Here is a 6,873-nt window from a genome sequence, read left to right as displayed (position 1 = left end):
GGGCCGGCACGCTGTCGCGTACCGGCCCCGTCGCGGGGAAACGTCTGTCATCGGACGAATTCGGCGGCGCCGTTGGCGAGGTCGAGCAGCGGGCCCGGCACGACGCCCAGGACCAGCGTGGCCAGCACGCCGATCATGAGGGCCGCCGAGGTCAGCCCGCCCGGCACGGTCACCGTCGGGGTGGACTCCCCCGGCTCGGACAACCACATCATGACCACGACCCGCAGGTACGGGAACGCGAGCACCATGCTGGTCAGCACGCCGGCCACCACCAGCCACACCTGGTCGGCGTCCAGGGCCGGGGCGAAGACGGCGAACTTGCTCATGAACCCGCTGGTCAGCGGGATACCGGCGAAGGCCAGCAGGATGAAGGTGAAGATCGCCGCGAAGAACGGCGAGCGCTTCCCCAGCCCCGCCCAGCGGGACAGGTGGGTGGCCTCCCCGTCGGCGTCACGGACCAGGGTCACCACGGCGAACGCGGCCAGCACCGAGAAGCCGTACGCGGCCAGGTAGAACATCGTGCCGGCGAGCCCGTCCCGGCTCGGTGCGAGCACCCCGACCAGCAGGTACCCGGCGTTGGCGATCGACGAGTAGGCCAGCAGCCGCTTGATGTCGGTCTGGGTGACCGCCAGCACCGCGCCGACCAGCATGGTGAGCACCGCCACCGCGCCGAGGACCGGGGTGAAGTCCCACGCCGCCCCGGCGAACGCCACGTGGAAGACCCGCAGCAGGGCGCCGAACGCGGCCACCTTCGTGCAGGCCGCCATGAAGCCGGTGATCGGCGTCGGGGCGCCCTGGTAGACGTCGGGGGTCCACACGTGGAACGGTGCGGCGGCGGCCTTGAACAGCAGGCCGATGGAGAGCAACGCCATGCCGGCGAAGAGCAGCACCTGACTGGCCGGGGACTCGGTGACCGCCGCGTGGATGGTGGCGAAGTCGACGCCGGCCGGGCGGCCCGGAATGCCGGAGGTGAAGCCGTACACCAGGGCCACGCCGAACAGGAAGAACGCCGAGGCGTACGCGCCGAGCAGGAAGTACTTCATCGCCGCCTCCTGGCTCAGCAGCCGCCGGCGACGGGCCAACGCGCAGAGCAGGTAGAGCGGCAGGGAGAAGACCTCCAGGGCGATGAACATGGTCAGCAGGTCGTTCGCCGCCACGAAGATCAGCATGCCGCCGATGGCGAAGCTGGTCAGCGGGTAGACCTCGGTCGCCCCGTTGCTGCCCTCGGCCTGCCGCCGGTCCTCGACCGACTCGGCGGTGACGGCGGCCTGGGCGACGAACGCCCCGCCCCGCTCCACCGAGCGCTCGCCGATGAGCAGCAGCGACATCGCCGCGAGGACCAGGATCGCACCCTGGAGGAACAGGGTCGGCCCGTCCACGGCGAGCGCCCCACCGGCGGTGATCAGCCGGTCGTCGGCGTTGAAGATCACCATCACCAGCGCGGCGAGCACCGCGAGCAGCCCGAGCAAGAGCTGCACGAGGTGTCGGCGCCGGCGGGGCACGAACGCCTCGACCAGCACGCCCAGCAGGGCGGCGCTCAACATGATCAGGATCGGAGCGAGCGCCGCGTAGTCGATCGACGGCAGCTTGAGCTCGGTCACTTTGCGGCCTCCTGCACGACACCGCCGACCTCAGGGGCCGGATCGGTCCTGCCGACGTCCTCCATGGTGGCCCGGACGGCGGGGTTGATGACATCGGTGACCGGCTTGGGATAGAAGCCGAGCAGCACGATCAGCGCGATCAGCGGCGCGACCACGACCTTCTCGCGCAGGTTGAGGTCGCGGCGCATCGGCTCGACCTCGGCCAGGGCCGGGTTGAGGGTGCCCTGGGTCGTCCGCTGCACCATCCACAGCACGTACGCGGCGGCCAGGATGATGCCGAGCGTGGCGATCACCGCGACCGGCTTGTTCACCGTGAAGGTGCCGATCAGCACCAGGAACTCGGAGACGAACGGCGCGGTGCCGGGCAGGGCCAGCGAGGCCAGACCGGCGAAGAAGAGCACCCCGGCCAGCAGCGGCACCAGCTTGCCCGCGCCGCCGAAGTCGCTGATCAGGGCCGAGCCGCGCCGCGCCACCAGCATGCCCACCACCAGGAAGAGCAGGCCGGTGGCGAGGCCGTGGTTGAGCATGTAGAGCACCGCGCCCGTGCCGGCCTGGGTGGTGAAGGCGAAGATGCCGACCCCGATGAACCCGAAGTGCGCGATCGAGGTGTACGACACCAGCCGCTTCAGGTCGTTCTGGCCGACCGCCAGCAGCGCGGCGTAGATGATGCCGATCACCCCGAGCGCGAGCGCGTACGGGGCGAACCACTTCGACGCCTCCGGGAACAGCGGCAGGCAGTACCGCAGGATCCCGAACGTGCCGACCTTGTCCAGCACGCCGACGAGCAGCGCGGCGGCCCCGGCGGGGGCGGCCCCACCGGCGTCCGGCAGCCAGGTGTGGAACGGGAAGAACGGCGCCTTGATCGCGAAGGCGAGGAAGAAGCCGAGGAACAGCCAGCGCTCGGTCCCGGTGGAGATGTCGATCTGGGTGAGCGCCTGCCAGTCGAAGGTCTTCCCGCCGACGACCCACAGGCCGATCACCGCGGCCAGCATGAACAGGCCGCCGACCAGCGAGTAGAGGAAGAACTTCACCGCCGCGTACTGCCGCTGGTGGCCGCCGTAGCTGCCGATCAGGAAGTACATCGGCACCAGCATGACCTCGAAGAACACGTAGAACAGGAAGACGTCGGCGGCGGCGAAGACGCCGATCATCGTGGATTCGAGGACGAGCAGCAGGGCGAAGTAGACCGGCACCGAACGCTTCGACGACTCGGCGTCGTGCCAGGACGCGAGGATCACCAGCGGCACCAGGATCGCGATCAGCATCAGCATCACCAGGGCGATGCCGTCGGCGGCGAAGGTGAACCGGGCGTCCCACTGCGGGATCCAGGTGTACGACTCGCGGAACTGGAGCCGCTCACCGCCGGACTTGAACGCCAGCCACATGACCACGGACAGGGCGAGCACCAGCAGCGACCACCCGAAGGCCACCTGCTTGGCCAGGTCCGGCCGGCGGCGCGGCAGGACGGCCACGACCAGCGCGCCGACCAGCGGCGCCACGGTCAGCACCGAGAGGAACGGGAAGTTGGACATTATGCGGCCTTACCTCCGTCGTCACTGCGTGGTCCGCCGGCGGGGGCGGCCGTAGAGAGGTCGATCACGCCAGCCACCCCGCCTGCACGGCCAGGAACGCCGCCACCACCAGCAGCGCGCCGGTCAGGATGGACGTCGCGTACGACCGGACGAAGCCGGTCTGCAGCCGCCGGAGCCGGCCCGAGCCCCCGCCCACGGCGGCGGCGAGGCCGTTGACCAGCCCGTCGACGCCCCGGTTGTCGAGGAAGACCAGCGCCCGGGTGAGGAAGATCCCCGGCTTCTCGAAGACCGCCTCGTTGAAGGCGTCGGTGTAGAGGTTGCGCCGGGCTGCGGTGACCAGCACACCCGCCGGCTGCGGCTCGGTGGCCGTGCCGTTGCGGAACAGCGACCAGGCGAGCCCGGCCCCGGCGACCGTGACGACCAGCGACAAGATCGTGATCACCGTGTGCGGCAGCACCGCCTCGTGCTCCTCGCCGGCCTCGCCCAGCACCGGCGTCAGCCAGGAGGCCAGGCCGTCGTTCCACACCATCAGGCCACCGGCGACGACCGAGCCGACCGCGAGCAGGCTCAGCGGGATCGTCATGAGCTTCGGCGACTCGTGCGGGTGCTCGATGTCCTCGGTCCACCGCTTCGGGCCGTGGAAGGTGAGGACGAACAGCCGGGTCATGTAGAACGCGGTGAGCCCGGCGCCGAGCAGCGCCGCCCCGCCGAACAGCCACGCCGTCCAGTCGTCCCGCGTGAAGGCGGCGGCGATGATCGGCTCCTTGGAGAAGTAGCCGGACAGCGGGGGCAGGCCGATGATGGCGAGCCAGCCCATCATGAAGGTGATCCAGGTGATCTTCATGTACTTCGACAGCCCGCCGAAGCGGCGGATGTCCACCTGGTCGTTCATCCCGTGCATGACCGAGCCCGCGCCGAGGAACATGTTGGCCTTGAAGAAGCCGTGCGCCAGCAGGTGGATGATCGCCAGGGCGTACGCCCCGCCGCCCAGGCCGACGCCGAGGAACATGTAGCCGATCTGGCTCACCGTCGACCAGGCCAGCACCCGCTTGATGTCGTCCTTGGCCGCGCCGATGACGCAGCCGAGCAGCAGGGTCAGCGCGCCGACGCTGACCACCACGAGCTGGAGCGTCGAGTTGGCCGAGAAGACCGGGTTGGACCGGGCGATCAGGTAGACGCCCGCGGTGACCATCGTGGCGGCGTGGATGAGCGCCGACACCGGGGTCGGGCCCTCCATCGCGTCCGGCAGCCACGCCTGGAGCGGAAACTGGCCGGACTTGCCGGCCGCGCCGAGCAGCAGCAGCAGGCCGAGCACCAGCACCGTGGTGCCGGTCAGCGAACCGACCCCGTTGAACACCTCGTCGTACTGGGTGGTGCCGAGGGTGGCGAACATGATGAAAATGCCGATGGCCAGGCCGGCGTCGCCGACCCGGTTCATCAGGAACGCCTTCTTGCCGGCGGTGGCCGCGCTCGGCCGGCCGTACCAGAAGGAGATCAGCAGGTACGACGCCAGGCCGACGCCCTCCCAGCCGAAGTAGAGCATCACGTAGTTGTTGCCGAGCACCAGCAGGAGCATCGCGGCGACGAAGAGGTTGAAGTAGGCGAAGAACCGCCGCCGGCCCTCGTCGTGCGCCATGTACTCGACCGCGTACAGGTGGATCAGGAAACCCACCCCGGTGATCAGCAGCACGAAGACCGCGGCCAGCGGGTCGAACAGCAGGCCGAAGTCCACGTGGAAGTCGCCGACGGCGATGAAGTCCCACAGGCTCAGCTCGGCCGACTTGTTCTCCAGGCCGCGCAGCTGGAAGAAGTAGGCCAGGCCGAGCACGAAGGAGGCGCCGATCGCGGCCACCCCGAGCCAGTGCCCCCACCGGTCGGCCCGCCGGCCCAGCAGCAGCAGGATCGCCGCGCTGGCCAGCGGGATCGCCACCAGCAGCCAGAAGCTGCCCAGCAGCCCGCTCGCCGCAGCGTAGGCGACTTCACCTGCCGGCTCAGCCGGGGCGTTCATCAGAATCTCTCCCACCGCAGGGCCCCTTAGTACTTCAGCAGGTTGGCGTCGTCGACGCTGGCCGAGCGCCGGGTCCGGAAGATGGACATGATGATCGCGAGGCCGACCACGACCTCGGCCGCGGCCACCACCATCACGAAGAACGACATGATCTGGCCGTTCAGGTCACCGTTGATCCGGCTGAAGGTGACCAGGGTCAGGTTGGCCGCGTTCAGCATCAGCTCGACGCACATGAACAGCACGATCGCGTTCCGGCGGACGAGCACCCCCACCGCGCCGATGGTGAACAGCACCGCGGCGAGCACCAGGTAGTAGTCCGGGGTCACTTGTCCGTCCCCTTCAGCGTGGTCTCCTCGGCGGTCAGCTCCCGGGCCGGCAGGATCTCCGGGATGCTGCGCTCGGTCAGCCGGCCGTCGGGCAGGCGGGCCGGGGTGGCCACCGAGGATGAGGTGGCGAAGACGCCCGGGCCGGGCTTCGGGCCGGGGTAGTTGCCCGGGGCGAAGCGGGCCTTCATGGTGGCGATCTGGTCCATCTTGTCCTCCCGACGCCGCTCGATGTGCGCCAGCACCATCGCGCCGACCGCTGCGGTGATCAGCAGCGCCGAGGTCAGCTCGAAGGCGAAGACGTACTTGGTGAACAGCAGCCGGGCGATGCCCTGCACGTTGCCCTCGGCGTTGGCCTGCTCCAGGCCGACCGCCGAGACACCGCCGAGGCCCCGGTAGAGGCCGCCGCCGACCAGGCCGGCGAAGCCGAGCCCGAGCACCACGGCGGCGAACCGCTGGCCGCGCAACGTCTCGATCAGCGAGTCGGTGGCGTCCCGGCCGACCAGCATCAGCACGAACAGGAAGAGCATCATGATCGCGCCGGTGTAGACGATGATCTGCACCATGCCGATGAACGGCCCGGCCTGCAGGACGTAGAACACGCCCAGGCAGAGCATCGTCAGCACCAGCCAGAGCGCCGAGTGCACGGCGTTGCGGGCCGCGATCATGCCGATCGCGCCGAGCAGCGCCAGCGGGGCGAGGATCCAGAAGGTGACCTCCTCGCCGCCGGAGACCCCGCCCGCCGCCGCGAGCACCGTCTGCGTGGTCATGCCTCGTCCCCCTTGCCCGCCGCCGCCCGCTGGGCCTGCTGCTCGGCACCGGGGAAGGTCACCCCGGGGTGCTCCTCGACCTGGTAGCGACCCGGGCTGTTCGCCGCGTGCTCGGCCCCGGCCGAGGTGCCCGGGTTGCTCAGCGCGCCGACGTAGTAGTCCTTCTCGCTGTCACCGAGCCGCATCGGGTGCGGCGGCTGCTCCATGCCCGGCAGCAGCGGCGCGAGCAGCTGCTCCTTCGTGAAGATCAGGTCCTGCCGGTTGTCCCGGGCCAGCTCGTACTCGTTGCTCATGGTGAGCGACCGGGTCGGGCAGGCCTCGATGCAGAGCCCGCAGAAGATGCAGCGGGCGTAGTTGATCTGGTAGACCGACGCGTGCCGCTCACCCGGGGACAGCCGGTTCTCCTCGGTGTTGTCCCCACCCTCGACGTAGATCGCGTCGGCCGGGCAGGCCCAGGCGCACAGCTCGCAGCCGATGCACTTCTCCAGGCCGTCCGGGTGCCGGTTGAGGATGTGCCGCCCGTGGTAGCGCGGCGCCGACACCGGCGGCTTGAACGGGTAGTCGGTCGTGACGACCTTCCTGAACATGTGCGAGAAGGTGACCCCGAAGCCCTTGAACGTTCCGGTGATCGCGCCCACG

Annotated in this window: 6 protein-coding genes; all 6 read right to left on the bottom strand. The window is 69.8% G+C overall.

Annotated features, from left to right (window positions below):
- Positions 1 to 47 precede the first annotated feature (47 nt).
- Entirely contained in the window at positions 48 to 1,601 is a 1,554-nt protein-coding gene (gene nuoN, locus ACFT41_RS14145; protein ID WP_377580808.1) for an NADH-quinone oxidoreductase subunit NuoN, read from the bottom strand.
- On the bottom strand, positions 1,598 to 3,133 hold the full coding sequence (locus tag ACFT41_RS14140) for an NADH-quinone oxidoreductase subunit M (protein ID WP_377580811.1): 1,536 nt from the start codon (positions 3,131 to 3,133) through the stop codon (positions 1,598 to 1,600). Before ACFT41_RS14140 ends, nuoN begins: the two co-directional genes overlap by 4 nt.
- A 64-nt stretch (positions 3,134 to 3,197) precedes the next feature.
- Positions 3,198 to 5,141, bottom strand: a complete 1,944-nt coding sequence (gene nuoL, locus ACFT41_RS14135) for an NADH-quinone oxidoreductase subunit L (RefSeq protein ID WP_377580814.1) — start codon at positions 5,139 to 5,141, stop codon at positions 3,198 to 3,200.
- A gap of 26 nt (positions 5,142 to 5,167) precedes the next feature.
- Positions 5,168 to 5,467 carry an NADH-quinone oxidoreductase subunit NuoK gene (nuoK, locus tag ACFT41_RS14130; protein ID WP_007074133.1) on the bottom strand — a complete coding sequence of 100 codons (300 nt, stop codon included), beginning with the start codon at positions 5,465 to 5,467 and terminating at the stop codon, positions 5,168 to 5,170.
- Positions 5,464 to 6,234: an NADH-quinone oxidoreductase subunit J gene (locus ACFT41_RS14125; protein WP_377580817.1), complete on the bottom strand. Its 771-nt coding sequence runs from the start codon at positions 6,232 to 6,234 to the stop codon at positions 5,464 to 5,466. Before ACFT41_RS14125 ends, nuoK begins: the two co-directional genes overlap by 4 nt.
- Positions 6,231 to 6,872, bottom strand: a complete 642-nt coding sequence (gene nuoI, locus ACFT41_RS14120) for an NADH-quinone oxidoreductase subunit NuoI (RefSeq protein ID WP_043961432.1) — start codon at positions 6,870 to 6,872, stop codon at positions 6,231 to 6,233. Before nuoI ends, ACFT41_RS14125 begins: the two co-directional genes overlap by 4 nt.
- Position 6,873 lies beyond the last annotated feature (1 nt).

Source organism: Micromonospora sp. NPDC057141, assembly GCF_042670805.1.
GTDB lineage: Bacteria > Actinomycetota > Actinomycetes > Mycobacteriales > Micromonosporaceae > Micromonospora.
This window is presented reverse-complemented; position numbering and strand designations above follow the sequence as displayed.

What these genes read in the sequence shown, in the direction of transcription:
- ACFT41_RS14140 (WP_377580811.1), bottom strand. Translation starts at nt 3,133, where the DNA reads ATGTCCAACTTCCCGTTCCTCTCGGTGCTGACCGTGGCGCCGCTGGTC.
- nuoL (WP_377580814.1), bottom strand. Translation starts at nt 5,141, where the DNA reads ATGAACGCCCCGGCTGAGCCGGCAGGTGAAGTCGCCTACGCTGCGGCG.
- ACFT41_RS14125 (WP_377580817.1), bottom strand. Translation starts at nt 6,234, where the DNA reads ATGACCACGCAGACGGTGCTCGCGGCGGCGGGCGGGGTCTCCGGCGGC.